Source organism: Candidatus Bealeia paramacronuclearis (assembly GCF_035607555.1).
GTDB lineage: Bacteria > Pseudomonadota > Alphaproteobacteria > UBA9655 > UBA9655 > Bealeia > Bealeia paramacronuclearis.
The window spans coordinates 116,279-140,077 of the sequence record NZ_JAVHWZ010000002.1 but is presented as its reverse complement, the minus strand read 5'-3'; the positions used below and the strand labels follow the sequence as shown (position 1 = coordinate 140,077).

Annotated in this window: 30 protein-coding genes and 1 pseudogene; 15 read left to right on the top strand and 16 right to left on the bottom strand. The window is 41.1% G+C overall.

Annotated elements, in window-relative coordinates:
- Positions 1 to 324: 324 nt before the first annotated feature.
- Positions 325 to 609: a hypothetical protein gene (locus tag Bealeia2_RS05455; protein WP_331256107.1), complete on the bottom strand. Its 285-nt coding sequence runs from the start codon at positions 607 to 609 to the stop codon at positions 325 to 327.
- 204 nt (positions 610 to 813) lie between these two features.
- Between Bealeia2_RS05455 and Bealeia2_RS05450 the strand changes: the two genes are divergently transcribed.
- The gene (locus Bealeia2_RS05450; protein WP_331256106.1) at positions 814 to 1,080 is read left to right on the top strand and encodes a hypothetical protein; all 267 of its coding nucleotides are present in this window, start codon (positions 814 to 816) and stop codon (positions 1,078 to 1,080) included.
- Between the two features lie 63 nt (positions 1,081 to 1,143).
- Here Bealeia2_RS05450 and Bealeia2_RS05445 read toward each other — a convergent pair whose 3' ends face one another.
- The 4 genes from Bealeia2_RS05445 to Bealeia2_RS05430 all read right to left on the bottom strand — a co-directional run bounded on the left by Bealeia2_RS05445 (position 1,144) and on the right by Bealeia2_RS05430 (position 2,964).
- Positions 1,144 to 1,635, bottom strand: a complete 492-nt coding sequence (locus Bealeia2_RS05445; protein WP_414437848.1) for a transposase — start codon at positions 1,633 to 1,635, stop codon at positions 1,144 to 1,146.
- Between the two features lie 13 nt (positions 1,636 to 1,648).
- Positions 1,649 to 1,990, bottom strand: a complete 342-nt coding sequence (locus Bealeia2_RS05440) for a hypothetical protein (protein ID WP_331256105.1) — start codon at positions 1,988 to 1,990, stop codon at positions 1,649 to 1,651.
- A gap of 211 nt (positions 1,991 to 2,201) precedes the next feature.
- Positions 2,202 to 2,630 (bottom strand): hypothetical protein, encoded by a 429-nt coding sequence (locus Bealeia2_RS05435; RefSeq protein WP_331256104.1) that lies wholly within the window; start codon positions 2,628 to 2,630, stop codon positions 2,202 to 2,204.
- Between the two features lie 112 nt (positions 2,631 to 2,742).
- Positions 2,743 to 2,964 (bottom strand): hypothetical protein, encoded by a 222-nt coding sequence (locus Bealeia2_RS05430; protein ID WP_331256103.1) that lies wholly within the window; start codon positions 2,962 to 2,964, stop codon positions 2,743 to 2,745.
- A gap of 72 nt (positions 2,965 to 3,036) precedes the next feature.
- On the opposite strand from Bealeia2_RS05430, the gene Bealeia2_RS05425 reads away from it, so the two are divergent.
- The 3 genes from Bealeia2_RS05425 to Bealeia2_RS05415 all read left to right on the top strand — a co-directional run bounded on the left by Bealeia2_RS05425 (position 3,037) and on the right by Bealeia2_RS05415 (position 6,582).
- Positions 3,037 to 4,008 carry an IS701 family transposase gene (locus tag Bealeia2_RS05425; RefSeq protein ID WP_422388038.1) on the top strand — a complete coding sequence of 324 codons (972 nt, stop codon included), beginning with the start codon at positions 3,037 to 3,039 and terminating at the stop codon, positions 4,006 to 4,008.
- 522 nt (positions 4,009 to 4,530) lie between these two features.
- Complete coding sequence (locus Bealeia2_RS05420) at positions 4,531 to 5,352, top strand: hypothetical protein (RefSeq protein WP_331256102.1); 822 nt, start codon at positions 4,531 to 4,533, stop codon at positions 5,350 to 5,352.
- Positions 5,353 to 5,544: 192 nt separating this feature from the next.
- Entirely contained in the window at positions 5,545 to 6,582 is a 1,038-nt protein-coding gene (locus tag Bealeia2_RS05415; RefSeq protein WP_331256101.1) for an aminoglycoside phosphotransferase family protein, read from the top strand.
- Positions 6,583 to 6,787: 205 nt separating this feature from the next.
- On the opposite strand, the gene Bealeia2_RS05410 is transcribed toward Bealeia2_RS05415, so the two are convergent.
- Positions 6,788 to 7,771, bottom strand: a complete 984-nt coding sequence (locus Bealeia2_RS05410) for an IS5 family transposase (RefSeq protein ID WP_331255236.1) — start codon at positions 7,769 to 7,771, stop codon at positions 6,788 to 6,790.
- 96 nt (positions 7,772 to 7,867) lie between these two features.
- Positions 7,868 to 8,554, bottom strand: coding sequence for a hypothetical protein (locus Bealeia2_RS05405; RefSeq protein WP_331256100.1), 687 nt, complete (start codon positions 8,552 to 8,554; stop codon positions 7,868 to 7,870).
- Positions 8,555 to 8,737: 183 nt separating this feature from the next.
- Here Bealeia2_RS05405 and tkt point away from each other — a divergent pair, with 183 nt between their 5' ends.
- From tkt to Bealeia2_RS10560, 3 genes and pseudogenes are all read left to right on the top strand, one after another.
- Complete coding sequence (gene tkt, locus Bealeia2_RS05400) at positions 8,738 to 10,750, top strand: transketolase (protein ID WP_331256558.1); 2,013 nt, start codon at positions 8,738 to 8,740, stop codon at positions 10,748 to 10,750.
- A 1-nt stretch (position 10,751) separates the two neighbouring features.
- Positions 10,752 to 11,756, top strand: coding sequence for a type I glyceraldehyde-3-phosphate dehydrogenase (gene gap, locus Bealeia2_RS05395; protein ID WP_331256099.1), 1,005 nt, complete (start codon positions 10,752 to 10,754; stop codon positions 11,754 to 11,756).
- 12 nt (positions 11,757 to 11,768) lie between these two features.
- A pseudogene (locus Bealeia2_RS10560) lies at positions 11,769 to 12,140 on the top strand (PhzF family phenazine biosynthesis protein).
- A 175-nt stretch (positions 12,141 to 12,315) separates the two neighbouring features.
- Here Bealeia2_RS10560 and Bealeia2_RS05390 read toward each other — a convergent pair.
- Positions 12,316 to 12,579, bottom strand: a complete 264-nt coding sequence (locus Bealeia2_RS05390; protein ID WP_331256098.1) for a hypothetical protein — start codon at positions 12,577 to 12,579, stop codon at positions 12,316 to 12,318.
- Positions 12,580 to 12,689: 110 nt separating this feature from the next.
- On the bottom strand, positions 12,690 to 12,941 hold the full coding sequence (locus Bealeia2_RS05385; RefSeq protein ID WP_331256097.1) for a hypothetical protein: 252 nt from the start codon (positions 12,939 to 12,941) through the stop codon (positions 12,690 to 12,692).
- Between the two features lie 134 nt (positions 12,942 to 13,075).
- Here Bealeia2_RS05385 and Bealeia2_RS05380 point away from each other — a divergent pair, with 134 nt between their 5' ends.
- Positions 13,076 to 13,591 (top strand): GNAT family N-acetyltransferase, encoded by a 516-nt coding sequence (locus tag Bealeia2_RS05380; RefSeq protein WP_331256096.1) that lies wholly within the window; start codon positions 13,076 to 13,078, stop codon positions 13,589 to 13,591.
- Positions 13,592 to 13,673: 82 nt separating this feature from the next.
- On the opposite strand, the gene Bealeia2_RS05375 is transcribed toward Bealeia2_RS05380, so the two are convergent.
- Positions 13,674 to 13,967, bottom strand: a complete 294-nt coding sequence (locus Bealeia2_RS05375) for an ETC complex I subunit (protein ID WP_331256095.1) — start codon at positions 13,965 to 13,967, stop codon at positions 13,674 to 13,676.
- A 100-nt stretch (positions 13,968 to 14,067) separates the two neighbouring features.
- Here Bealeia2_RS05375 and gmk point away from each other — a divergent pair, with 100 nt between their 5' ends.
- From gmk to Bealeia2_RS05360, 3 genes are all read left to right on the top strand, one after another.
- Positions 14,068 to 14,712, top strand: coding sequence for a guanylate kinase (gene gmk / locus Bealeia2_RS05370; protein ID WP_331256094.1), 645 nt, complete (start codon positions 14,068 to 14,070; stop codon positions 14,710 to 14,712).
- 340 nt (positions 14,713 to 15,052) lie between these two features.
- Positions 15,053 to 15,595, top strand: a complete 543-nt coding sequence (locus Bealeia2_RS05365) for a hypothetical protein (RefSeq protein WP_331256093.1) — start codon at positions 15,053 to 15,055, stop codon at positions 15,593 to 15,595.
- 11 nt (positions 15,596 to 15,606) lie between these two features.
- Complete coding sequence (locus tag Bealeia2_RS05360) at positions 15,607 to 15,885, top strand: hypothetical protein (protein ID WP_331256092.1); 279 nt, start codon at positions 15,607 to 15,609, stop codon at positions 15,883 to 15,885.
- Between the two features lie 137 nt (positions 15,886 to 16,022).
- On the opposite strand, the gene Bealeia2_RS05355 is transcribed toward Bealeia2_RS05360, so the two are convergent.
- The 3 genes from Bealeia2_RS05355 to Bealeia2_RS05345 form a co-directional block, all read right to left on the bottom strand.
- Entirely contained in the window at positions 16,023 to 17,096 is a 1,074-nt protein-coding gene (locus Bealeia2_RS05355; RefSeq protein ID WP_331256091.1) for a reverse transcriptase/maturase family protein, read from the bottom strand.
- Positions 17,097 to 17,375: 279 nt separating this feature from the next.
- Entirely contained in the window at positions 17,376 to 17,504 is a 129-nt protein-coding gene (locus Bealeia2_RS05350; protein ID WP_331256090.1) for a hypothetical protein, read from the bottom strand.
- The gene (locus Bealeia2_RS05345) at positions 17,501 to 17,905 is read right to left on the bottom strand and encodes a transposase (RefSeq protein ID WP_331256089.1); all 405 of its coding nucleotides are present in this window, start codon (positions 17,903 to 17,905) and stop codon (positions 17,501 to 17,503) included. The genes Bealeia2_RS05350 and Bealeia2_RS05345 overlap by 4 nt, the downstream gene beginning before the upstream one ends.
- A 197-nt stretch (positions 17,906 to 18,102) precedes the next feature.
- On the opposite strand from Bealeia2_RS05345, the gene Bealeia2_RS05340 reads away from it, so the two are divergent.
- From Bealeia2_RS05340 to Bealeia2_RS05330, 4 genes are all read left to right on the top strand, one after another.
- Entirely contained in the window at positions 18,103 to 18,450 is a 348-nt protein-coding gene (locus tag Bealeia2_RS05340) for an IS630 transposase-related protein (RefSeq protein ID WP_414437863.1), read from the top strand.
- Positions 18,351 to 18,638, top strand: a complete 288-nt coding sequence (locus Bealeia2_RS10555) for a transposase (protein WP_414437847.1) — start codon at positions 18,351 to 18,353, stop codon at positions 18,636 to 18,638. Before Bealeia2_RS05340 ends, Bealeia2_RS10555 begins: the two co-directional genes overlap by 100 nt.
- Before the next feature lie 50 nt (positions 18,639 to 18,688).
- Positions 18,689 to 19,696, top strand: a complete 1,008-nt coding sequence (locus Bealeia2_RS05335) for an IS30 family transposase (RefSeq protein ID WP_331256087.1) — start codon at positions 18,689 to 18,691, stop codon at positions 19,694 to 19,696.
- A gap of 305 nt (positions 19,697 to 20,001) precedes the next feature.
- Entirely contained in the window at positions 20,002 to 21,537 is a 1,536-nt protein-coding gene (locus tag Bealeia2_RS05330; RefSeq protein WP_331256086.1) for an Npt1/Npt2 family nucleotide transporter, read from the top strand.
- A gap of 95 nt (positions 21,538 to 21,632) precedes the next feature.
- On the opposite strand, the gene Bealeia2_RS05325 is transcribed toward Bealeia2_RS05330, so the two are convergent.
- From Bealeia2_RS05325 to Bealeia2_RS05315, 3 genes are all read right to left on the bottom strand, one after another.
- On the bottom strand, positions 21,633 to 22,463 hold the full coding sequence (locus Bealeia2_RS05325; protein ID WP_331256085.1) for a GrpB family protein: 831 nt from the start codon (positions 22,461 to 22,463) through the stop codon (positions 21,633 to 21,635).
- Positions 22,464 to 22,648: 185 nt separating this feature from the next.
- On the bottom strand, positions 22,649 to 23,335 hold the full coding sequence (locus Bealeia2_RS05320) for a hypothetical protein (RefSeq protein WP_331256084.1): 687 nt from the start codon (positions 23,333 to 23,335) through the stop codon (positions 22,649 to 22,651).
- Between the two features lie 231 nt (positions 23,336 to 23,566).
- The gene (locus tag Bealeia2_RS05315) at positions 23,567 to 23,794 is read right to left on the bottom strand and encodes a hypothetical protein (RefSeq protein ID WP_331256083.1); all 228 of its coding nucleotides are present in this window, start codon (positions 23,792 to 23,794) and stop codon (positions 23,567 to 23,569) included.
- Between the last annotated feature and the right edge of the window lie 5 nt (positions 23,795 to 23,799).

Sequence of the window (23,799 nt, the reverse complement as noted above, 5' to 3'; positions counted from 1 at the left end):
CATCGCCACCATCGAAATACATTTTTTAGACATATATGAGATATCACGTCTATGTTCCTTGAAGATTGATTACTCACTTTATAGTCTTTTTTAGAATTTCTGTCACGCAGATTTTTCTGACAGGATGCGTTTGACTTCAATTTGAAGTTAATAAAATTTAAAAAAACAGGAGTAAAATTATGAAATTTGAGGCCTTATCTTAATTTAAAGCTAAAGATCCCAAATCATTGCTAGTTTTTCAGAAAAAAATCGTTGAAAAAGTGTTATAAAACAAACTATGGAGCACTCTTTACAAAATTCGCATGATTTTTCCACAGACAGTCGTCAGTTACATGCATTATTACCAAAGATATCGGTACACGATCTCCATCCGTTCACTCTGGATCCCTCACCGTATTCAGCTATACACCCCAGCTCAACATCTGCCTTACCTCTCCTGGGCTCGCACCGACCACTTTTCCAATCCTGATTAACAATAACCGTACCTTTTTCAATCCCATTCTTATCGAGACATTTCATTTCTTGGTCAGGACATCCCCAACCTGCTGCGTTTACGGTCTTTGTTTCGACAAGAAACAGCATAATAAAAATCATAAAAAATGATTTCATGATACATACTCCATTTTAATATTTACAATCTTAATTGACTGATACGTTTATTTTAAATTACAAATAGTTAAAAATATATTAATTTTTGCAGCAATTCCCGCTAGGGGTTAAAAAGCAGAGAAAGCCAAGAGCAAGGTATTAATTTTTCGTAAACTACAGTGCCATTTATGATAGAATAAAGTTATAAAAAAACTAAGAGGCTTTATGAAAGAAACCCGTTTTGCTTTTACTCATGATGAGCTACTAAGAGTTGTCAAAGAATCTTTTGAAAAAGGCATAAAGGCTGTTGGTATCAAGGAAAATCCTGCGCATAACTATTCCACCATCGATTGTTTAATGGCGGGGTTCGCCGTTTTCACATTTAAATTTCCATCATTGTTAAAGTTTGATGAAATGCGGGATGATGAAGGATGGGCAAAGAAGAATCTAGCCCAGTTGTTTCGCATTCAGGCAACTCACTGTGACGCTTAAACTGCGCCCTTATGTCTAGACCAAAAATTGATCAACTAAAGTGAGACTTTTTTCCTTTCATTGTTAAAAAATTAATCCTGGTTGTTGGGCCTGTGGGGATGTGGGTAACTTGGCGTTTTTCAAGTTATCTACACGTCCATCAGGGCAGAAAAACTGCGATTTCAAAAGCTTACGAGATGCCTGCAAACCCACCCCATATACCTCTGCTGGCGTGTGATATCTCAAACTCTGATATAGGCGTTTGTGGTTGTAAAGATTGATAAAATCGCCAATCGATCGACGCGCTTGCCGCAGGTCCTCGTAAGAATGCAACAGCACATGCTCATGCTTGATCGTGCGCCAAAAACGCTCGATAATCACGTTATTCACCCAACGCCCTTTGCCATCCATACTCACCAAAACTCCAGCGCCTTTCACCCGACTGATCCAATCATGACTCGTAAACTGACTGCCTTGATCCGTGTTTAAAATCTCAGGAATTCCCTGCCCCAAAGCCTCATCCAGCATCTCAAGACAAAAGTGGGTGTCCATCGTGTTGGAAAGACGCCAGGCCACTATATATCGACTATCAACTACTACCGGCTTTAGACGGTAGTAGTTGATACCTACGTCTTCGAAGTTCAGCTGTCATCCGGCGATAACCATAAAATGGCATATCGTTCCATAATTCATTGATTTCATTTGCAAGAATTGTGTCATGAACACGCTCAACGGTTTTGTAATAAATCGTTGAGCGGTTGAGCTCCAAAAGAGAGCACTGACGACGGACACTTAAATTTTCATGATTCATTTCAATCATTTCTCGGCGTTCCTTTTGACAGAGGCTCCCCAACTTTTTTTTTAGAAAATCGTTCTCGATGATCAATTGGCCGACTTTACGCTCAAGCACTTCGAGCTGTTGATTTTCCACGGTTTTCTCGCTATTTTTCTTGTCAAAAAGGGACTCAAGGTTGGCTAAGGCCTCGGCTTTCCAGGCCTGAACTTGACCGGGGTGGACTTGGCAATTTCAGCCACTGTTAAGTCAGCTCGAATCGCTTCCAAAGCCACTTGGGCCTTAAATTCCACGCTATGTTTTCTTCGTATCATGTCTTTCTCCTTCTTTATATTTGGAGAAAAAAATCTCACTTAGCTACTGGTCTAGTTTCTCTGGGGAGCATTATACACACCATAAGAGAACTGTGCTTCACATACGCCACTTTTTGATCTTTTTTAAATAAATCATCATACGAATCTAAATTATCCCAGCACCCCCCAGTCCAGAATATCCTTACCTGTACTTTTTCTTGGCTCCAATCAGCCATGATTGGCTTAAGGTATGTGGCCGTGGTGCTGAGGTTCTTTTTAATTAAAAACCATGGCGCAATACATATCTCAAGCTTCCCGGCATTCTCCGTTTTTTTTCCCTCACGGTACCCCACGTTAATACTTAGGTCTTCTTCTGTCTTGCCACATTTTGATAGGTCAAATGTGCCTTCTAAGGGGTTCGGCAATGATGAAATGAATAAGTTAACCTGGCCTTCATTGTTATTGGGATTCGGATTGTAAATCAATTTGCTCGTAAACAAGAGCCAAAAAACATCTTTATTTTTCTCTTCTATATTACTCTTCTATATTACTCTTCTATATTAAAATAGTCGCAAACCCACTTTTTTGCATTCTTTGCTATGGTTTTGTTCCAATCTCTCGGAAATTTGTTGTGTCAGTTTTTGCGGAAATAAACGCATATTTTAAGATTTCCTCCCCGATCTCTCGTGGGGCCTGCGGGAAGGCGGGTTTAATCGTCAATGATGATGATTTCTCTTCTTCTTCCTGTTTCGCAGCTTGAACGGGCTGGTAGCTTAATGCAGCAAGGGCACACATTGCCAATAAAGATTTCTTCGTCACGAGTTACGCAGTTTGCAGGAGAAGAGAGAAGAGATAAGGTGAGAGGGAATATTTATTAAATGAGAAGAAATGATGTCTCGACACAAATGCACAAAATCACTTTATCGTTCATTTTTACAAGCCAGCAGTGTGCGCTATTCAGGGTTGGCACTTTCGGAGGTGTCACCGATTCCATTGTCGCATGACAGCGTCAATCGATGGTTGAGTTCTAGTGCATTGCGTCCGAGCGGAGTGTGGAATCTTACTCAATCTCTTATTAACAAGAAAGAACCTTGTTTTTTAGTATGTGACGATACAATTTTGGATAAAAATCGGAGCGAGAAGATAGAGCTTGTGCATTATCAGTATTCTGGGAATGCCCATGATGTTATTGCGGGGATAGGTCTTGTCAATTTGGTATGGCATGGCCTGAGGAGTCATGACTCTATTCCTGTTGATTATCGTATTTATGATAAAGCCAGCGATGGCAAAAGCAAGAATGACCATTTCAGGGAAATGTTAAAGCTGGCTCAAGACAGAGGGATAAATCCGGATGACGTGGTTGCAGACGCTTGGTACTCGAGCTTGAATAATCTGAAGGCCATTGAATCCATAGGCTGGACATGGGTGATGGGGTTGAAGAAAAACAGGAAAGTGAATCGTGGAGAAACTCTTGAAAAGCTGGACATTCCAGATGAAGGACTGAAAGTTCACTTACGCGGATATGGATGGATTACTGTTTTCCGGTTTGTTGCCAAAAACGGTCGCACGGATTATATCGGAACCAATAGGGATAATCCCTCTCGTGATCATATTGAACTGGTCATGAAATCGCGTTGGAAAATCGAAGTTTATCATCGGGAATTAAAGCAAACATGCGGTCTTGAACGCTGTCAGTCTCGCACGGGACGAGCCCAAAGAAATCATATATTTCTTGCCATTTCGGCTTGGATTCAAAGATTTAAAAGACGACTTGCTGGAGGCTTCTCTTTTTATCAGCAGCAGTGGGATGTTATTAAGCATGATATCTCTAGAGAAATAACAAAACTCATGTCTTTCGCTTAGATTCCCACCCTTTTGCTGCAAACTGCGTAACTCGTGTTCGTAAATACCATAATCAACACTCCTTAAATAAACAATCCACGAGACAATTCTCATAATTTTAGCGGATACAAATATTAAGTAATATTTATTATTTTATAATACAATATTTATTTTGCGATCTTGGTCATTTTTTCGAGATGATTAAATAAAGATAGGTATTTTTTCAAGACATCAGGATCGGAGAGGTGGCAAAGAAGAAGCAGGAAAAGGCCTTTCCAGTGATTTTGCTTCTTTGAGAATCCACTTTAAGACAACGACATTGCTGACTTTAAGAAGTTTTCCAACCCTCCCAAAGTTCGCGTTTCCCAATGCATACAAAAGGATTGCCAGGCAAATACTGATCAGGCACAGAACAAAAAACATCCATTATTCACATAAAGTTAAACTATTTATAATTTAAATTTATCATTATTTAATTATATTTTTACATATTTATTGTAAATATTGGTTGATTTTCATGGGCAAATACCAAGGAGATTTATCATGCCTCAAATTTTCAAAATGATTCCTTCCGTTTTGATCCTCTCAGTTGGATTTATTTTTTCTGGAGAAGTCTTGAATGCAAATAATCCTAAAAATCTTAAAGATGAAAATTCAATTTCCATTACATCCACAATACCTGAAAAAAAACATATTGTTTTGGAAGAACAGGAATCGCTTATCAAAGCAGAACATCCTCAATGCAAACTTTCACTCTCTGAAAAGGCGGAATATAATCTTCGCGGAATTGCTCTTTTTTCAGGAAAAAGCGCTTTCAGTCGCCTCATAAAAAGGTTCACCCAAAGTGATTATTCCCATGTGGGAGTTGTGTTTTCAAAAGCGGGGGAAAATCCTGACGATGAAAGTGCGTGGCGTTTTTTTGAAGCAACGATTTCCCCCAAAGATATCATTCTGGAACGTCACTTTCCTCATGTGCGACTCTCACCTTGGACACAAGTTGTTGAACATTATGATGGCAGCGTTTTTTTAAGAACATTTAAGTTCGAAAATGACAATACACCCCCCTCTCAAGCCGTGACTCAATTTGTCGAAAAATTTAATGGAAGGCCTTATGAAAAGCATCTCACGGAATTGATTAGGGCCGCTTATGGCTCTAATAAAAAGGTCGATTTGAGTTCTGTATTTTGTAGTGAACTTACAGCCGAAATGTTCATGGAATTGGGACTCATGCCCCCCTCCAATGCGAACAACTACGTACCAAAACACTTTTCAACGGAATCCTCTATCAAATTAGTTGGCGCCAGTCTCAGCCGTGAGATGATTGTTAAAAAAGCAAAACAAAGCCGTTGGTGCTGTATTTTATAGACTCAATTGGCTTTGGAACATAAAAATCCAAAACCTTTTGTAAAATGATATTTTAAAATTCACGTGCATTGATAAGTTGAATTCTCGCCTTCCAACGCACCTGAAACTTCCTCTCAATTCCCTCTGTCTTTGAGGGTGCCTAACTCAATGATTCCTTTAATGATCATACCTTAAGAGCAAGGCACCCATCTATTGCAAAATACTGAATCTAAAAATATAAAGGTAAATTTATTAGGGAAAGTTAAAGGAAAAGGTAAAATGGATCAAAGTTTGAGTCTAAAAAACCATCTCTTATCCATAAGGTCATTTGAAGAGTACGAAATTCTTAAGCAGAATCCTGATATAATAAATACAATTGCAAAAGAGATAATTGAACGTCATCAATTGCCGGCTGCGCCTTTGAACCTTTTCTCAGAAGGGACAAATCTGGTGTTTGCCTATGAAAAACACACAGTCATTAAAATTTTTCCTCCTTTTCATTTGGACCAATTTAAAAGTGAAATTTTGGTTTTAAACCATCTGCAAGGAAAACTCTCCATTAAGACGCCAACAGTTAAATATGAGGGAGAAATCTTTAGTTGGCCTTACATTGTCATGAGCCAACTGGACGGCACGCTTTTAGAAACGCTTTGGGACAAAATGAGTCATGAAAATAAAATGGCCATCATGCGGGAATTAGGCTCCCTCATTCGTGAAGTTCATTCTCTCCCAATCATCGGTCTTGAAGACATTGATTGCCATTGGGATGACTTTATCAAACAACAACTCAGACTTTGTCAAGAACAGCATCGATCGACGGGGCTTCCAAATCTATTGGTCGAGGAAATCCCTGCCTACCTCAACTCAATAAAAGAGAATTTAATAAAAATAGAAAAGCCTGTTTTGTTAACAGGCGAATATACACCTATGAACTTTATTGTAAAACAACGGGATGGCTTTTGGCATATCGATGCACTCATTGACTTTGGTGATTCTATGTTGGGGTTGTCTGAGTATGACTTGTTGGGCCCAGGGGCTTTTTTGATACAAGGAGATAAATTACTTTTGAGAGAATTTTTAACGTCATATGGATATACACCAAACACACTGACACCCGCATTGAGTCATCAACTGGCGGGGTTAATGCTACTTCATCAATACAGCAATTTGAATGTTCAAGTGAGAATAAAGGATTGGAAGAGTAAGGTTAAAAATTTAAAAGAATTAGAAACCTTGGTTTGGGGTTTTTGAGAATTGCGACAGACATATCAAAAACGCAACAGACTTTTACAGCAAATTTCATGCAAGTTCTTCAAAAAGGCCATTGCATAATTAATAAAAATTCCAACTGAGGTCCTGAAAAGCTAATTTTTGAGTTTTTTAAATTGAGGGGGATGATATTTTTCTTCGTCTCTTTGTTCTTTTTTTGCTCAAATACTCACTTAACTCGCCTGATTTATCCATAAGCAACCTTATTTGTGGCCTTTAAGAGGTTAAAGGCTATGGCTTTTAGGGCCATTTGTCCTTGAACTTTGGGTGTTGTAAAATAGGATGCTCTCGTGAATTTGAATTTTCGTTTTAAGGTTCCAAATCCTTGTTCCACCCTATATCGAATCTTCGAAATCATCCGGTTAAATACTTTTTGCCAATGGGTTAAGGGCTTATTTCTTTTCGCTTTCTCCATCAACCCGTTCTTAATCCCCTTAGACCTCAGCAAGTCTTTGTTTCCTTGGGAAGCATACCCTTTGTCTCCATAAAGCCTCTTATCTCGACGCTTCTTCACAACCTCTTCCAACTCTCTCACTTCAGAGACATGCGCAGGCGTCACGTGAACCTGATCAATATATCCGTCCTCCTGGTCAATGACCATAAAGCCTTTGTACCCAAAATAGCTCCGTTTCCCCTTCTTAAGCCATGTGGCATCTGGATCTTTGGAAAGGGTTACCTGCTCTTCAACAGCATATTCCTTGTCTTCTTCACGATCAACAGCCATCCCCTCCATTTCTTTCCGAGGACGTGCCGCTGATTCGATAAGCGTCGCATCTATAATCGCTCCTTGGGATTCTTTCACTTTTAATCCCTTTTGTTCTAGTTGATAATTGATCATTGCAAGGAGGTATTCCCAAAGGTTTTGACTGATCAACAAGTTGCGAAATCGACAGAGCGTCGTATGATCAGGCACCTTTTCCAACCCCGTGATGACCATAAAGTCCAACCGAACCCTCAAGGCTTCTTCCAACCCCTCATCGCTTAAGCTATGCCAAGCCTGCAAAATCAACGCCTTCAGTAAATTGACTGGTACGTACCCATTGGGGCCATAGCCAGATCTTCCTAGTTTCCCCATATTTTGCTTTACACTCTCCCAGTCGATAAGGCTAAAAGCTTGGATAAGTTGACTGTTCTTTAAACGCTCTCTGGCTTCACGATTTAAAAAGGACATTTTCGATCACTCCTGCTTTTCGGACTTTCCTCAGTATATCCTTTCTCTCCTCATCCCTCAATTATGCAATGGTCTTTCAAATCAATTCAAGCGGATTTAAAATTGAATTCTCACCTTTCTGGCACCAATTACAAAAAACTGCCCATAAAAATTGCAAAAATTTTGTGGGCATCCAAAATTAACATAACCTTGAATTGCAAGGTCATAACTGTATGAATTATCTTTTATTGGGAAAAACTGAAATTCTTTCACAAAAGTGTTTAGCGAGGTTGGCAAAAGACACAACAATCCCTTGGATTTTATATAAGAGGTATGATTAAAATCAACACTATCACCCACAATTGTCACCGTGGGCGATTCCATCAGGCAACTGTAAATATGAGAAGAAAACAAAGGACAACCTATGCGACATGCTTTCGGACTCAGGAAATGCTGTTCAATGGCAACTGGCATTTCATAAATAAGCTGATCTTCCTTATAATAAGGAGCCAAGTGTTTTTTAATTTTTTGAAAGCCACCCTCATATTTTTTTAATAGTTGATCTGGGGTTGATGCATGGATTTCTGGAGAGGGAATATAGTAATCTTGCACCTCTAAAAAAAAGTCATTATTAATTTTTTTGTACGTAACAAACAATTGTTTTGTTTCATTTTCAATGCCATACTCGTGAACGATTTTATCGTTTGTCACTTCGTGTCCGTTCACAATGATGACCGCAGAGGCATTTTGAGCACCCCAGCAAATGATTGATAAAAATTTTACAAATCTAAAAATGTTTTCCACAATTCAACACCTTTCAATAACAATACAAGTAAAATTGTTTTTTAATAAATTAATAAAACAAAAAATGCAATAGATTTTACTGGAAATTTCATGCAATTTCTCCCAATCAAACGTCTGCGAACCCTTGACCAAAACTCAAAAAAGTTCCATTTTCTCGTGTATATTTTAAAGGATCCCAATCAAATGAATTTAAGCGCAAAATCGACTTCCCACCCCCTTCCTCTTCTTGAATTGACTCAAATGGCCAATGCCATCCGCGTGCTTTCAATGGACATAGTGGAAAAAGCCCAATCAGGTCACCCGGGCATGCCCATGGGAATGGCGGATGTCGCAACTGTTCTTTTTCGGAATTTTTTGAAATTTAGTCCCAACGATTCCAAATGGCTTGATCGGGATCGATTTGTACTTTCAGCCGGTCATGGTTCCGCACTTTTGTATTCTCTTTTGTATTTGACGGGCTATCCTGACATGCACATTGAGGATTTAAAAGCCTTTCGGACCTGGGGCAGTAAAACAGCAGGACATCCTGAATATAATCATGCAGAAGGCATTGAGACCACAACGGGCCCTTTGGGCCAAGGTCTTGCTAATGCTGTTGGGATGGCACTTGCACAAAAGCTTGAAGCCTCGGAATTGGGAGCTGAAATCTCAGACCACAAAATCTATACGATTGTGGGCGATGGATGCCTTATGGAAGGTATTTCTCATGAGGCAATTTCTTTGGCTGGCCATTTAAAGCTCAATAATTTGATTGTGCTTTTTGATGATAATGGTATCTCGATTGATGGCCCGACTTCGCTTTCTGTTTCTGATAATCAACAGGCACGATTCAAGGCTTCCGGTTGGGCGGTCGATGAAATTGACGGGCACAATTTTGAAGATATTTTTGTGGCTTTGACACGTGCTCAAAATTCAGACAAACCTGTGATGATTGCGTGCAAAACGCAAATTGCAAAAGGATCTCCTAATAAAGCGGGAACTTCGGCTGTTCATGGTTCTCCCCTGGGTGCGGCTGAAATTCAAGCCGTGCGCACGAATTTAAGTTGGAGACTTCCACCTTTTGAAATTCCTCAGGATATTTTAAAAAGCTGGCGAGATATTGCCGAGAAAAATGCACTCGTTTATGAAGCCTGGCAAAAGCGCTGGGCCGCATTACCTAAGGCGCAAAAAGAAGAAATCACACGCCGCCGAAATGGCGATTTACCTTCTGGTTTTGAAAAAGCTTTTCAGAGTTTAACGCAGAAATTTATCACTGAAAAAACATCGGTGGCCTCACGTCAATCTTCCCAAATGGTGCTCGATGAAATTTCAACTGTAATTCCTGAGCTTTTAGGGGGATCTGCGGATTTAACTGGATCCAACAATACCCAAGGCAAGTCCATGAAGGCTGTGACGCCTCAGGACTTTTCCGGACGCTACATCCATTATGGCGTCCGCGAACATGCCATGGGCGCGATGATGAATGGCATTGCACTGCATGGCGGATTTATTCCTTATGGCGGAACGTTTTTGGTCTTTGTGGATTATTTAAAACCCGCGCTCCGACTTTCAGCGCTTATGGGGATTCGTGTGATTTATGTAATGACACACGATTCTATTGGTCTTGGGGAGGATGGCCCGACCCACCAGCCCATCGAACAATTGGCAAGTCTTCGAGCGGTCCCCAATCTCCATGTTTTCAGACCTTGTGATGCTGTAGAAGTTGCTGAATCTTGGAGTACTGCCATAGCCCTTAAATCCACACCTTCCGTCCTCACCTTGACCCGTCAAAAACTTCCTCTTTTAAGGACTGAGGAAACGGAAAATCTTACGGCCAAAGGCGGCTACATTTTGAGATCGTGTGAAGGGGCCCCACAGGTGATTCTCATTGCCACAGGTTCGGAAGTGGAAATTGCAGTTTCTGTTCATGAGACATTGCGGACAAAGGGAGTCCCTTCACATGTAGTTTCCATGCCCTGTACAACTCTTTTTGATGAACAAGATGCCACTTATAAGAAATCTGTTTTGGGGGCAGGTTTGAGGGTAGCTATTGAAGCGGCATCGCCTTTGGGATGGGATAAATATGTGGGCGAAGAGGGGCTCATTTTTGGCATGACGACTTTTGGGGCCTCTGCGCCCTATCAGGACCTCTACCGCCATTTTGGATTCACACAAGAGAATATTACCGCAAAAATCTTAGAAAAATTGGGAGAATAAAATGACACTCACTGTTGCAATTAATGGCTTTGGCCGCATTGGCCGCCTTGTGATGCGCGCCATCGCTGAGCGCAAAAATCACGACTTGCACGTTGTGGCGATCAACGATTTGGGGTCAGCTCAAGACAACGCTCACCTATTTAAATATGACTCCGTCCACGGGCGCTTTCAAGGAACTGTCGAGGCCTCATCTGATTCTATGACCATCGATGGAAAAGACATAAAAGTATTTGCCAAAGCCAATCCCGAAGATCTTCCTTGGAAAGAGTTGGGCGTCGATATTGTGCTTGAATGCTCTGGATTTTTCACCTCCAAAGAGTCCGCTTCAAAGCATATTAAAGCCGGCGCCAAAAAAGTTCTGATTTCTGCACCTGCGGACAACGTCGATTTGACTGTTGTTTATGGCGTGAATCATGACAAAATCAAGGCCGACCATACTATCATTTCAAATGCATCTTGTACCACGAACTGTTTAGCACCAGTTGCGTCCGAGCTTCACAAAGCATTGGGGATTGCCCATGGTTTTATGACCACAATTCACGCCTATACGGGAGATCAACGCATTGTTGATACGTTGCATAAAGATTTACGGCGTGCACGCACGGCCGCTGTATCCTTAATTCCGTCCTCAACTGGAGCGGCCCGTGCGGTGGGACTTGTTTTACCAGAACTCAAAGGCAAATTGGACGGCACCGCCATTCGTGTGCCCACCCCCAATGTGTCCATGGTGGATCTGAAATTTGTGTCGAAAAAAGCGACAACAGCTGAGGAAATCAACACAATTATGACACGAGCGGCAGAGGGTCCTTTGAAGGGCATTCTGGCCATTAATTCGGCACCTTGCGTTTCTATCGATTTCAATCACGATCCTGCGAGCTCAACTTTTGATGTTACTCAAACTCAAGTGGTTGATGGAACGTTCTGTCGTATTCTCTCTTGGTATGATAACGAATGGGGTTTTTCCAATCGCATGATTGACACAAGTATGGCGATGGGAATGAGATGAAGGTAAAATGAAATTTGGACTGTTGATGCATTTACAAAGGCTCCATTTTCAGGAAATCCCGCAGGCGTAATCCTTGTTCAAGATTTTCGGGGTGATTTACTTTGTCAAAAAATTGCCGCCGAAATGAATCTTTTAGAAACTAGCTTTGTAAAGCGTTGAGGTCCTGATCTTTTTCATATTCTATGGTTTACGCCCACAATCGAGGACAAATTGTGTGGTCATGGCACGCTTGCTGCGGCACACTTCCTGTTTGAAGAATTGATTGCCGCACTCTCATTGTCACGTCAAAAAGGAATTCCCCTTATGATTGTGTTTCACGGATGTAGGCTCCAAGGTTTGGGGTTGATGAAGAGGCGGAAGCTTGGGAATAAAAATTCAAGGTGATTGCGTACATCTTCAAAACCAAGCCATCACAATTATGGAAGGAACAGGGAAGATGCGGCAAGAGACCACCTTAATTCCATAACAAAGAGTGCAATGTCTCCCTGCCCATTATTCCCACTTTATTTGCAGTTGAGGCAGTCCTCACCATAATTTTCAGTTAAAGATGGGGAACAGCTTAATTTTCTGTATCTGAGGGATCTTGATCTTCTCGCGCTTTTTTTTCAAAAAAATCTTTAAAGTCTTTCTCAGGAAGCCCTTCTATGCCAAAATGAAAAGCTTTCTGCCTCTTTATGACTGGTTTTTCTATCTCCTTACGGAGAGGATTACTTGGTTTATTTTCTTCTGTATTCTCTTTTTTGGGTTTTTTAGTTGCGCAACAATTCGATGCTGCAAAAACGCTTACACACGCTAACAAAACAATATTTTTAAAATAGGACATATCAGACTTCCTTTACACTTAACAAAATAATTTCGAGTGAAAATAATGAATAAATTCGACATGTCAATTTTATTTTTTAAGTTTTAGAAATTCCAATCAATTTAGCTGAGTTACGGTCCAGGATTAAGGCCAATTCTTTTTAAAAACGCAACTTTTGTTTCCTCTGGATAAGCATCCCATTTGTAATTAAATCTTTTTGTTCGTTTTAAAGTTGGAAGAATTGGTTTTAAATTCACATGAGGGGGGTTATTCACCTCTCTTTGTTCTGAATTTTCCTTCGGCGTTTTTTTATTGGCATAACAATTGGGTACTGCCAAAATGCCTACACAGAACAAGAGAACTATATTTTTAAAATGAGACATAGCATAATTCCTTTACGCACAATTAAATAATTCAAAAGGTTAGCGCAGGTAGATAAAATTTTAAATATATTTTTGTGTGTTTTTTAAATTTGGATGAATTCTCCTTGATTTTTGGAGCTATTACCGGCATAGACATGAGAATGATTACACTTCAAAAACTTACCCTTCAAGATTACCCTTTGATCCAAAATATGGCACGATTTTATGTCTATGACATGTCGCGAGATTGCGGCTCTCAAGAGGGTTGGGAACTTCCCGCAGATGGGCTTTATGAATGTATAGATCTCAAATCTTATTTTATCAAAGATGACCGAATCGCTTATCTGATTTCGGCGGAAAATGAGACGGCAGGGTTTGCCCTTTTAAATAAAGTGGGCGCCGCCCCTTATGTCGATTGGAACATGGGTGAATTTTTCATTCTCGCCAAATTCCAACGCAGAGGTTTTGGAAAAGAATCGGCGTTTAAGATTTTTGATCTGCACCCTGGCGTTTGGAATGTCATGACGATGCCACTAAACCAATCGGCACACTGCTTTTGGAATGAAACTATCAACGACTACACACACGAAAATTTCCAACTTGCCGCCAAAACAATTTTAGAGCCCTCACCGCACCCTATGAACGTTTTTGAATTTCGATCTGCAGGATGATCCTATCTCCAGAGGAATTGCGGAAGTTTTAATAAAGGCTAATTGAATTATGCTTTTTGGCACGACGGTCTTTTAATTCAAATCAACTCCCTCGTATGCGGGCACAAGTAAAATTGAGGGCATAACTTTTAGGACGCATTACTTTTTCCGTGGGATTTGAAATGGTGTATTTCAAACCCTTGGATTTTGCAAAATAGATGGCATCTTCAAGGGTTTTAAACTCAAGGCGCAATTGTTTATGGGTGTCCTTCCCTGAAACCCACCCCATTAAATTTTCAGACTTTAAAGGATCCGAAGACTCAAATTCCGCAATCCAGGCCACTGTTTTGGCCATGCCAGATTGTGTTGCAGATTTTGCAGGTTTATAAATGCGCATAATTGAAGGTCCTTCCCTATTCTATTTTCAACATTATGATATAAAATTCTTGATATGATTGCGAGCCCCATTCAAAATGATTTTTGAAAAGGAAAAAATCATGACAAATCCCTCAATTCATATTCGCAGACGCGGCTTTATGCTCGTGATTTCATCTCCCTCAGGTGCGGGAAAAACAACGGTTTCTCGGAAATTGCTTGCTCAAGAAACAGATTTGGAAATGTCTGTTTCCGTCACAACACGCCCCGCACGCCCAGGTGAGGAAGACGGAAAAGACTACTATTTTATTGATGAAGGTGCATTTCAAGGCATGGTCAAATCAGGGCTTTTGCTTGAGCATGCCCTGGTCTATGGACACCATTATGCAACCCCCAAAGCCTCCATTGAAAAAAAGCTGAACCAAGGTATCGACATTCTTTTTGATATTGATTGGCAAGGCACACAGCAAATGAAAGAAATCTCCACGGGTGACATTGTGAGCATTTTCATACTTCCGCCGTCATCTCAAGCTTTGGAGGAGCGTTTACGTTCTCGTGGTCAAGACTCTGAAGAGATTGTGCATGCTCGCATGAAAAAAGCAGCGGATGAAATCAGTCACTGGTCCGAATACGATTATATCATTATTAACAATCAAGTCGATGAGACAGTTGAACAAGTCTCGTCCATTCTTCACGCCGAGCGTTTGAAAAGAAGGCGACGTGTAGGCCTTGCAGAGTTTGTCAATTTCTTGCGCGGTGAAAACTGAGGAGGAGTGTTTTGGAAACTGTGTCAGCTTTGATAGAGGAGGAAGATCCACTTTAAAGAAAGGTCTGACTCATGAGAGAAGAAACAGAAAAATCCTCGTTTAATTTTGAAGAGTTTAAAAATCAAGCCATAGCCGATATAATCCACAAGGCCTTCAAACATATTAATAAAAAAAAGAAGAAACATGACTTGAATAAATGTGATGTAGCTCCACCAGCTCTAAAATGAATTTAGTCGCAAAATAAATATTGTATTCTAAAATAAGAAACATTACTTAATTTTTATATCCGCTAAAATTATGAGAATTGTCTCGTGGATTTTTTATTTAAGGAGTGTTGATTATGGTATTTACGAAAAAATCTTTATTGGCAATGTGTGCTCTTACCGTATTAAGTTGCCAGCCCGTTCAAGCTGCGAAACAGGGAGAGGAAGAGAAATCATCATCATTGACGATGAAACCCGCCTTCCTGCAGGCCCCACGAGAGATCGGGGAGGAAATCTTAAAATATGCGTTTATTTCATCAAAAACTGACATAACAAATTTCCGAGAGATTGGGACAACCTTATCGCTTGTTTGTAAAGACTGGAACAAAACCATAGCAAAGAATGCAAAAAAGTGGGTTTGCGACTATTTTAATATAAATAAGAAAGATGAGGATGTTTTTTGGCGCTTTTTTAAGGGCAAACTGATTTATACTGACCCCCAGACAAACGCGCAGACGGTGCTCCCCATTTCATCATTGCCGAACCCCTTGAGTGGAGAGTTTGACCTCTCAAAGTGTGGTAAGACGGGAGAAGACCTAAGTATTAACGTGGGGTATCGTAAGGTGCATAATCAAGCGAATACGAGCAAGATAGAGATATGGTTCACACCAACTTTTTAGTCGATAAAGAGATGTCACAACTGGCCAAAAATCATCATATAAGGGCAATTATTGAGAACTGGGATGCAGTAAAAGCGCCGATAGCGATCTTTTGGACATGGGGTGGATGGAATGCGACAGATGATATGGCCTATTGTAATTATTTACCGACTGAATCTATGCACGATCTTGGATCAGAAAACTTATACAAAAAATGGCAAAAAAGCGGCGGGGCTCACTACAATGGGGGGGATGGGTGGTTATACTGTTTGTACGGCGGCTCACCTCACAGCTTCACATTTCATTTATGAACTAAAATAGCGGCCCGTCAGCGAAATACCCCAGACGGAATCGTCTGGGGTGCTGCCCGCACTCCAATGTGAAAAAAGCGAGGGCAGAAAAGCCTGAACACATGTTTCAAGCTCTTTAATCATCGTGAGTCCCAATTTTAGCGAAGCCACGTCCATTGATCGAGGTACTTCCGCAGCCGCTTTAATCTCTCAGGGTGTTTAGAGGCCGCTAGAAGAGGGAAGAGAATATTTTTGAAATCCTCATCTTTGGGTGCGGGTTCATCAACTTGATAGAGAGATATATCTCGTGTGGTGAGAGATTTCATATATCGTTGAGACGTGATATTTATTTGCGGGTGCTCGTAAAGCGCGGTAACACGTTCGTGAAAACGCCTGATGGCTTCTTTTGCAGGGAGAATTTTTTTATCGTCAAAATAATAGCCTAAGAAATTAAAACCTTGCCTTATTTTGCCAATATAAGTCTTCATCGGGTGAAGATGTAATTTTTGTGAATTAAAAATTTGATGGGTTCGTTTAACAACCTTACGTAAAGCGGTTTTACTTTTGGTCAGAACGACCCAGTCATCCATAAACCGGGCATAAAAAATATCTTTGATTCGTCCCATCTCTTGATCAAGGGGCATTAAGGCGATCGCCCCAAGTAAAGGAGACAAAGGGGATCCTTTTGGAATGCCGCGTTCATTATAGTCATGAAAAATTCCTCCTCGTGTTTCTGTTCGACAGCAAGCTTTGTAAATAAGGGTTAAAAGAACGGGATGGTTGATGTAAGTTTCAATGATTGACATTAATGATTTGAAATCAATGGATTGATAATAGCTTTTAATATCACTGCGCATAACAAAGTGATGGTGAGGAAGAGCCTCGTGCGTTTTGTGAACGGCGTGTTTTAAACCCCCATGATCTTTGACGTGATAACAAGATTTTGGAATTGCAAATCCTATTCGGGCTTCAAGGGCTTGCGTGATAAGTTTTAAGGCAATCATGTCTTGTGATGTCCACAAAGAGGGGATCCCGTCTTTGAACTCTAAACGCTCTAAAGAGCTAAACTGATAAGAGCCGTCATTGAATTGGGCGAGAACACTCTCCTTGATATTCTCCCAGTCCCGCCGCAAGTTCCAGATGTCATTATTGGGGGAATATTTTTTGCGCAAATTTGAAATCCATTGAAAAGCAGTCTCAAGGTCATCCATGGCAAAAAGCGGCGGAACCATGCCACTGCTGTTGGCTCAGGGGGGGGTATTTGAGAGCGGGGTGAGTCCGCTCAAAAGCGGTTTGTGGGGATCCCTAGATGCTCTATATTTCATGACTATTACTCTGGCACTCCATAGCGAGGCACTCACAATCTGAACCTAGCATTATTTTTCTATTTTAATATTCATTTTGGCAAGAGTCTATAAAAAATCAGTTGCTAAAAGTGGCCACGGGTATCAAATTCTGCGATGGATGTGGAGTCACCGTCCCTGACAATATAACTGCTTCATTATCGGCCGTCACCAACTTTTGCGTATATCTCGCGCGTAACAGCCGACAATGTCTTCAAAAAGTCCGCTCGCAACCGTGACATCGTGAACGTTTCCGCCGGTTAATTGACCCTCGACAAAGTGCCCTTCGGCCGTCATGACCCAGTGGAGTTTGGTGGTGATCCCTGCGCGGCTTCTTCCCCGACTGCAGTGCCCCCTTTTTGTCCCCCGCCGTGACGGTGAACTTTAAAAGAGGTCGAGTCAATCAAAACAATGTTCATTTTCAATTTCTTATGCTGCTGCAAATGTGTGAAAATGTGCCACCAGACGCCCCGTTTGCTACCCTTGTTAAAACGCAGATAAACGGTGTGCCAATAACCATAACAGCTGGGCAAGTCGCGCCACGGAATCCCCGTCCGTAGCACGTAGAGAATGGCATTAAACACTTGATAATCTGTGACTTTTCGAGGACGGCCCGCTGCTGAATAACATTTATCGATTAGCGGCTTGATTTCTTTATTGAAAAACAATTCTGAGACTGGATAAAGGCGTTTGTCCATGAAATTTCTCCCTTTCTTCATGGACTTTAACATACCCTTAAAAAATTAGCTAACAGTATCTAGAGATACGAGAACGGGAGGGCTTGAGCATGGCACAAGCCGCTCAAAGGTTTGGGGTTGGCAAGCAAACTGTCTATAATTGAACAAAGCGCTTGACACCTCATAAGACGCGGAACAAACCTGCCACTAAAATTGATATGCAGGCCCTTGCCGAGGATGTGAAGACCTCTCCTGACGCCTATCAATTTGAGCGCGCACAGCGTCTGAAGGTGAGCGTACGTTGCGTCGGGTATGCCTTAAAACGCCTCGGGATCAGCTATAAAAAAGTCTCAATCATCCCAAGGTCTGCGTCGGAAAACGGCATATATTCCAGGAAAAAATTAATCAACATCAAGAAGCCGGGCGCGCTATTGTTTATATCGATGAAAGCGGCTTTGCTCATGATATGCCGCGCACTCATGGGTATGCAGAAAAAGGGCTCCGTTGCTATGGCCAGCAAGATTGGGGAGCTAAGGGAAGAACCAACGTTATTGGGGCTTTGTTAGGCAAAGTTTTGTTAACGGTAAGCCTATTTAGCACAAACATTAATACAGAGATCTTCACTGCCTGGCTTGAACAAGACTTGCTTCCAAAGCTTCCGCCCAACACCGTCATTGTGATGGACAATGCTGCGTTTCACAAAAACCAACACATGCAGGAGAACATTAGAAATGCGGTGTGGATTCAAGGATGAGGTGCAACGTCTTGTATGCTAATTAGCATTGATCAAAAGGAGACGTTGTGATGAAAAAATATAAGCATTTGAGCCAAGTAGAAAGAACTCTGATATCCCATTATCATGATAATGGGATATCCATTGGGGAAATGGCCCGCCGTCTTGGACGAAATAAGTCCACTATCTCGCGTGAGATCCGCAGAAACTCTAACAAAGATGCATACAGACCTGATACGGCTAGGAGACGCTATTTGTCCCGTCGTAAGAAGCCACAGCGCATTGACAGAGATGCAAGCTTAAAAGCTTATATCCTGGAACGGTTCCATGAGGGCTTTACTCCAGAGCTTATTGCGCTGCGCTTGAAGACTTATGGCGAATTGGAAGAGATTTCCTATATCAGTCATGAAAGCATTTATCAGTGGCTCTACCAGCCTGCTAAGAAGAAGGAGAAGCTTTATAAGTTTCTTCCTTGCTGCCATGCGCGTAGAGGGCGACGGAAAAGAGTCCATAGAGGGCGTATACCTGATCGCACCTCTATTCATGACAGGCCTGAGGTCGTGGAGGCTCGAAAAGAAGTGGGTCACTGGGAAGCGGACCTGATGTCTTTTCGAGGAAACTCACAGCACATGCTGGTGGTTCATGAACGAGTGACACGCTATACTGTTGCGATTAAGCTCGCAAGCAAAACAGCCTCTGAGACAATAGCTGCTCTCTTGTGCTTCTTTAAAAGTCTTCCTGACAACCTTTTAAAATCCGTCACTTTTGACAATGGGATGGAATTTGCGAAACACAAGGAAATCACACAGCAGCTTGGAGTTCCAACCTACTTTTGCGATGTCTATTCTTCGTGGCAGAAAGGAGGCATTGAAAATATGAATGGAAGATTTAGGCGTGATCTCCCACGCAAAACCGATCTGTTGAATATGCCTGAGGAGGAACTGGAGCAAATTGTGCTGGGACATAACCTCATGCCAAGGAAGGTGTTGAATGGAAAATCTCCACTTGAGTCATTGGCAAGCCACCTGAATCACGCTATTGTCTTCTTATTCAATAAGGGCATTGCACCTCATCCTTGAATCCACACTATTCAATTATTTTGTTAATAGGCCAAATAAATCCTAAGGCTTGGCACGCAGATCTTTTTAGAGTAGTATACCTCACATAAATGCGAAGCAGATATGCAAAAATGAGGGTTGAATTTTCACTGGTTAAATGATAATGCCAGCATGGAATTAGTTAGTGTTTTCTAATTCTTAACATCATGATGTGTTGGTTTAAGTTTTAATTTGATTTATTCCTATCTTTCGTGGTGTTTTTGTTATTTTCTGTCGATTGTTGGTTAAACATTTGTCGACAACAAGAAAGGGTTGAGGAATCAAAAATGTCAAAGACTTCCGCTGCGGCTCAACAAGAGCCCTCATTCGGTAAAATCAGAGAGGCCATTTGGCCGATTCATGGGTATGAGATGAAAAAATTCTTACCCATGTGCTTCATCATGTTCTTCGTTTTGTTTAACTACACAGTTTTACGAAATGTGAAAGACTCACTTGTTGTTCCTGCTGCCGGTGCGGAAGTGATTAGCTTTTTGAAATTCTGGGGTGTGACGCCAGTTTCAATTCTCTTTGTGATCATCTATGCTAAATTAAGTAACGTCCTTTCAAAGGAAAACTTGTTTTATGCGATCATTGCGCCATTTTTGATTTTCTTTGCGGCTTTTGCGTTCTTTGTTTATCCTAATAAAGCCATGCTGCATCCCGACCCTCAGCACATCCAAGTTTTGATGTCAGAGTTTCAAAATCTTAAGTACTTCATCGCCATTTGGGGTGTATGGAGCTATGCGATTTTCTACATCATGGCCGAAATGTGGGGCTCAGTCGTTCTCACATTAATGTTCTGGCAGTTTGCAAACGACATTACACGCACCAATGAAGCTAAGCGTTTTTATTCCATGTTTGGATTAATTGCGAACGTCTCTTTGATTTTTGCGGGGCAACTGACAAAATTCTTCGCCAAAATGGAGCATATCCGTCCGGGTGATGTTGATAGCTGGCAAACCCCTCAATATTATATCATCTCCATGGTGGTGTTTGCAGGACTCATGATTATGGCCATTTATTATTGGATGAACCGCAATGTTTTGACGGATCCTTTCTACTATGACCAAGTCAAAGAAGAAAGCAAATCCCCTAAGAAAAGCAAGCCTAAAATGTCCGTGGGTGAGAGCTTTAAATATATTTTGTCCTCGCCTTATTTGGGATTCATTGCCCTTCTCGTTTTGGCCTATGGTATTTCCATTAACCTTGTGGAAGTGACCTGGAAAAGCCAAGTTCGTGCGCTTTACCCAAATCCAAAAGATTACAGTGCTTTCACGGGCGATATTTCTTCTTGGACGGGTGTTGCCACAATGACCATCATTTTGATGTGTAAAGGTGTTGTCCGCAAATTCGGTTGGTTAACGGCCGCCATCTCAACACCAATTGTGATTGGAATCACAGGTATCCTTTTCTTTGCCTTTGTGATCTTCCAAGACTCCCTTGGATTCATGGTAGATTGGATTGGATTGGCCCCCCTCTTCTTAGCCGCGCTTTTGGGTGGTGCTCAAAACATCTTGAGTAAGGGTACAAAATACTCCCTCTTTGATCCGACGAAGGAAATGGCCTACATTCCTCTTGATGCGGAAATGAAGAGTAAAGGTAAGGCTGCGGTTGACGTGGTCGGTGGTCGCCTCGGTAAATCCGGTGGTGGGCTCATTCAACAAGGCCTTCTTTTGGCAACGGCTGGAACTCAGCTCACCATTGCGCCTTATGTTGCGATCATCATGATTGTTGTCACATTGGCGTGGATGTGGGCGGCAGGTAGCCTCAGCGTCCTTTACAATCGCAAGATTAAAGAGAAAGAGGCTGAGGAGACAAAGTAATCCCTTCTGTTTTTTGACGTAATGAAAAAAAGGGTGAGGAAAATTCCTCACCCTTTTTTAATTATGAATTATCACACCAACGGATTTCATTTCCTTTATGAAGGAGTTTTTTCTCTGTCATGCTCTTGCTTGGCACGCTCCACAATGCTTGAGATCCAATCCCCCTTACCTCCGGTATAACCCTCACGATTATGGGGGTAAGCTTCGGCCAGTTTGAATTTTAAATTTGCATACTCTTGAGCCACATCAGGATGCGCCCTCAAATAGTTGCAGAATATAAGATGACGTTCGACTTCAGGGGATCCTTCAGACCAGGTATGCACATTGGCCATACGATTTCCAGAAGCATCACTTTTTGTAAAAAAACGCCTTGAAATCATCCCGAGCTCGCCTTTGACTTCGTAACCCCTGGCTTCAAATTGAGACGAAACTGCATCTACCTGATCGAGATTTTTCACAACGGGAATGATATCAATTATAGGTTTGGCAGAAAGACCTAGCACGGATGTGCTTCCAATGTGGTGTATTGCTACCAAATTATCGCCTAAGATTTCTTTGAGTTCACGGGCCAATTCTTCAAATCTGTGGGGCCATGAGGGATCATAGGGAACCACTTCAATTTGATGCTGATTTCGCCTTTCAATAATAGGGGATAAAAACTCATGAAAACGTGTGGGTTCAAAAGGAACCATTTCATAAGTAGCAATACCCTGCTGGATAAAAGGATCCTCGCTCATAATTTGAGCAACCCGTCCGCGAATAGACGCATCCATCACAATGACGCCGCCCTTTTCTCGAGGAATGCGGGGTCCTGAAAGAATGAACTTTCCTTCGTCATAATACTTTTTCAAAAAACCCCGATGCGCCTCAATATGAAGATCAACTTGATCAAGAGGCACTTGATAATGAAGGAAAACAATAAACATGGATCAATCCTCGTATAAAAAAAGAGAGGTCCAGAATGTGTATCGCTTTTGATATCGCGTCAAGTGCGAGGCGTTATCCCCTTCACTTTTCACGTTATAGGATTCCATTAAATACTTATTTCCCCTTAACAAAAAAGGCGGCCCGAAGGCCACCTTTTGGAAAAACTTATCTTCCTTGAAGAAGGTTATGGAATTGTAAATTGATTAATTGAATTCATGGCAGTTTCTATACTAATATTCACCTTCTGCATCTTTGTTTCTTTCAACAAAGAAAGCTGACTTTCTAATTTCTCTATCTCTGAATTCAAATCTTTTTCTACATTAACCTTTATTAGCTTTGTCACTTTTTTTTTGAGAAATCCTAAAAGAGTGAGATCATTTAGATTGATATCCTGTTGATTCTCCAGATTGAAAGATGAGAGTCGGGTCTTTTCCAGAAAAATGAGATTCTCTGTATTTTCTGTAGGAAGACATTCCCCAAATCGCTCTTGAGAAAGCTTCACATGTTGTGCCAATTTTGTCCATTTTTCTGAAGTTTTTGACTCAACGAGGACCATCTCGTCCACTATTTCTCCCTGAGTATTTTTTACTTTTTTAAGTTGAGCATCCTTCTTTATCCCTATCCACGTCTTCAGGTCGGTAAGTGCGTTTAAAGTTTCATCCACTTCAATGTTGAAGAAACTACTTTTTTTATGAAATTCAGTCAATAAATTAACCTGGGTTTCATATCCTGCGTAGAGGGTATATTTAGCAGCAATTGCTTTCTTTCCACTATTATCATTAGGATAATCCTTATGCCCAGCGATGAGCGCATTTTGCCCAGAAGATAAAATGGCAAGGGCAAACATCACTACACCTAACTTTTCTTTCATTATAATAACTCCTTTTACAATTAAAATTATCCATTGACCTCAACACAGTCTAAGGGCTTAAGGAGGGTCTAACCTCTCCCTCTCTTTGAAAGCCTGTTCAATGGGTTAAAAAATAATAGGATGTTTTTTTAAATATTAAATGGTTATTTTTTGACCATAATTAAACCTACAAAAAAGGCGACCCTAAGGCCGCCTTTTCGATAGGCTATTTAAATTACTAACTGAGTTTTTCTAACTGGGTTTTTCAGTTTCATTTTTGGAGGGGTATAAAAATGAATCACGAATCTGAGCATTTACTAATTTTTTTTTAACAATGTAGTCTGCAAGGCTTGTTGCACCACCTAATCTTACCAACGTACCCTCAAGAATATTTTTTCGATCGGATTTTTTTATAAGGTCTGTATAGTTATATTCCTGAAATGATTTTAATAAAGTTGATGGTGGAACCTCAATCGGCACAGAGC

Coding starts and splice junctions, on each gene's coding strand:
- Bealeia2_RS05455 (WP_331256107.1), bottom strand. CDS start 609: ATGAAATCATTTTTTATGATTTTTATTATGCTGTTTCTTGTCGAAACA.
- Bealeia2_RS05450 (WP_331256106.1), top strand. CDS start 814: ATGAAAGAAACCCGTTTTGCTTTTACTCATGATGAGCTACTAAGAGTT.
- Bealeia2_RS05425 (WP_422388038.1), top strand. CDS start 3,037: ATGTCTCGACACAAATGCACAAAATCACTTTATCGTTCATTTTTACAA.
- Bealeia2_RS05420 (WP_331256102.1), top strand. CDS start 4,531: ATGCCTCAAATTTTCAAAATGATTCCTTCCGTTTTGATCCTCTCAGTT.
- Bealeia2_RS05410 (WP_331255236.1), bottom strand. CDS start 7,771: ATGTCCTTTTTAAATCGTGAAGCCAGAGAGCGTTTAAAGAACAGTCAA.
- tkt (WP_331256558.1), top strand. CDS start 8,738: ATGAATTTAAGCGCAAAATCGACTTCCCACCCCCTTCCTCTTCTTGAA.
- gap (WP_331256099.1), top strand. CDS start 10,752: ATGACACTCACTGTTGCAATTAATGGCTTTGGCCGCATTGGCCGCCTT.
- Bealeia2_RS05390 (WP_331256098.1), bottom strand. CDS start 12,579: ATGTCCTATTTTAAAAATATTGTTTTGTTAGCGTGTGTAAGCGTTTTT.
- Bealeia2_RS05385 (WP_331256097.1), bottom strand. CDS start 12,941: ATGTCTCATTTTAAAAATATAGTTCTCTTGTTCTGTGTAGGCATTTTG.
- Bealeia2_RS05380 (WP_331256096.1), top strand. CDS start 13,076: ATGAGAATGATTACACTTCAAAAACTTACCCTTCAAGATTACCCTTTG.
- Bealeia2_RS05375 (WP_331256095.1), bottom strand. CDS start 13,967: ATGCGCATTTATAAACCTGCAAAATCTGCAACACAATCTGGCATGGCC.
- gmk (WP_331256094.1), top strand. CDS start 14,068: ATGACAAATCCCTCAATTCATATTCGCAGACGCGGCTTTATGCTCGTG.
- Bealeia2_RS05365 (WP_331256093.1), top strand. CDS start 15,053: ATGGTATTTACGAAAAAATCTTTATTGGCAATGTGTGCTCTTACCGTA.
- Bealeia2_RS05360 (WP_331256092.1), top strand. CDS start 15,607: ATGTCACAACTGGCCAAAAATCATCATATAAGGGCAATTATTGAGAAC.
- Bealeia2_RS05355 (WP_331256091.1), bottom strand. CDS start 17,096: ATGGTTCCGCCGCTTTTTGCCATGGATGACCTTGAGACTGCTTTTCAA.
- Bealeia2_RS05350 (WP_331256090.1), bottom strand. CDS start 17,504: ATGACGGCCGAAGGGCACTTTGTCGAGGGTCAATTAACCGGCGGAAAC.
- Bealeia2_RS05345 (WP_331256089.1), bottom strand. CDS start 17,905: ATGGACAAACGCCTTTATCCAGTCTCAGAATTGTTTTTCAATAAAGAA.
- Bealeia2_RS05340 (WP_414437863.1), top strand. CDS start 18,103: ATGCAGGCCCTTGCCGAGGATGTGAAGACCTCTCCTGACGCCTATCAA.
- Bealeia2_RS10555 (WP_414437847.1), top strand. CDS start 18,351: ATGCCGCGCACTCATGGGTATGCAGAAAAAGGGCTCCGTTGCTATGGC.
- Bealeia2_RS05335 (WP_331256087.1), top strand. CDS start 18,689: ATGAAAAAATATAAGCATTTGAGCCAAGTAGAAAGAACTCTGATATCC.
- Bealeia2_RS05330 (WP_331256086.1), top strand. CDS start 20,002: ATGTCAAAGACTTCCGCTGCGGCTCAACAAGAGCCCTCATTCGGTAAA.
- Bealeia2_RS05325 (WP_331256085.1), bottom strand. CDS start 22,463: ATGTTTATTGTTTTCCTTCATTATCAAGTGCCTCTTGATCAAGTTGAT.
- Bealeia2_RS05320 (WP_331256084.1), bottom strand. CDS start 23,335: ATGAAAGAAAAGTTAGGTGTAGTGATGTTTGCCCTTGCCATTTTATCT.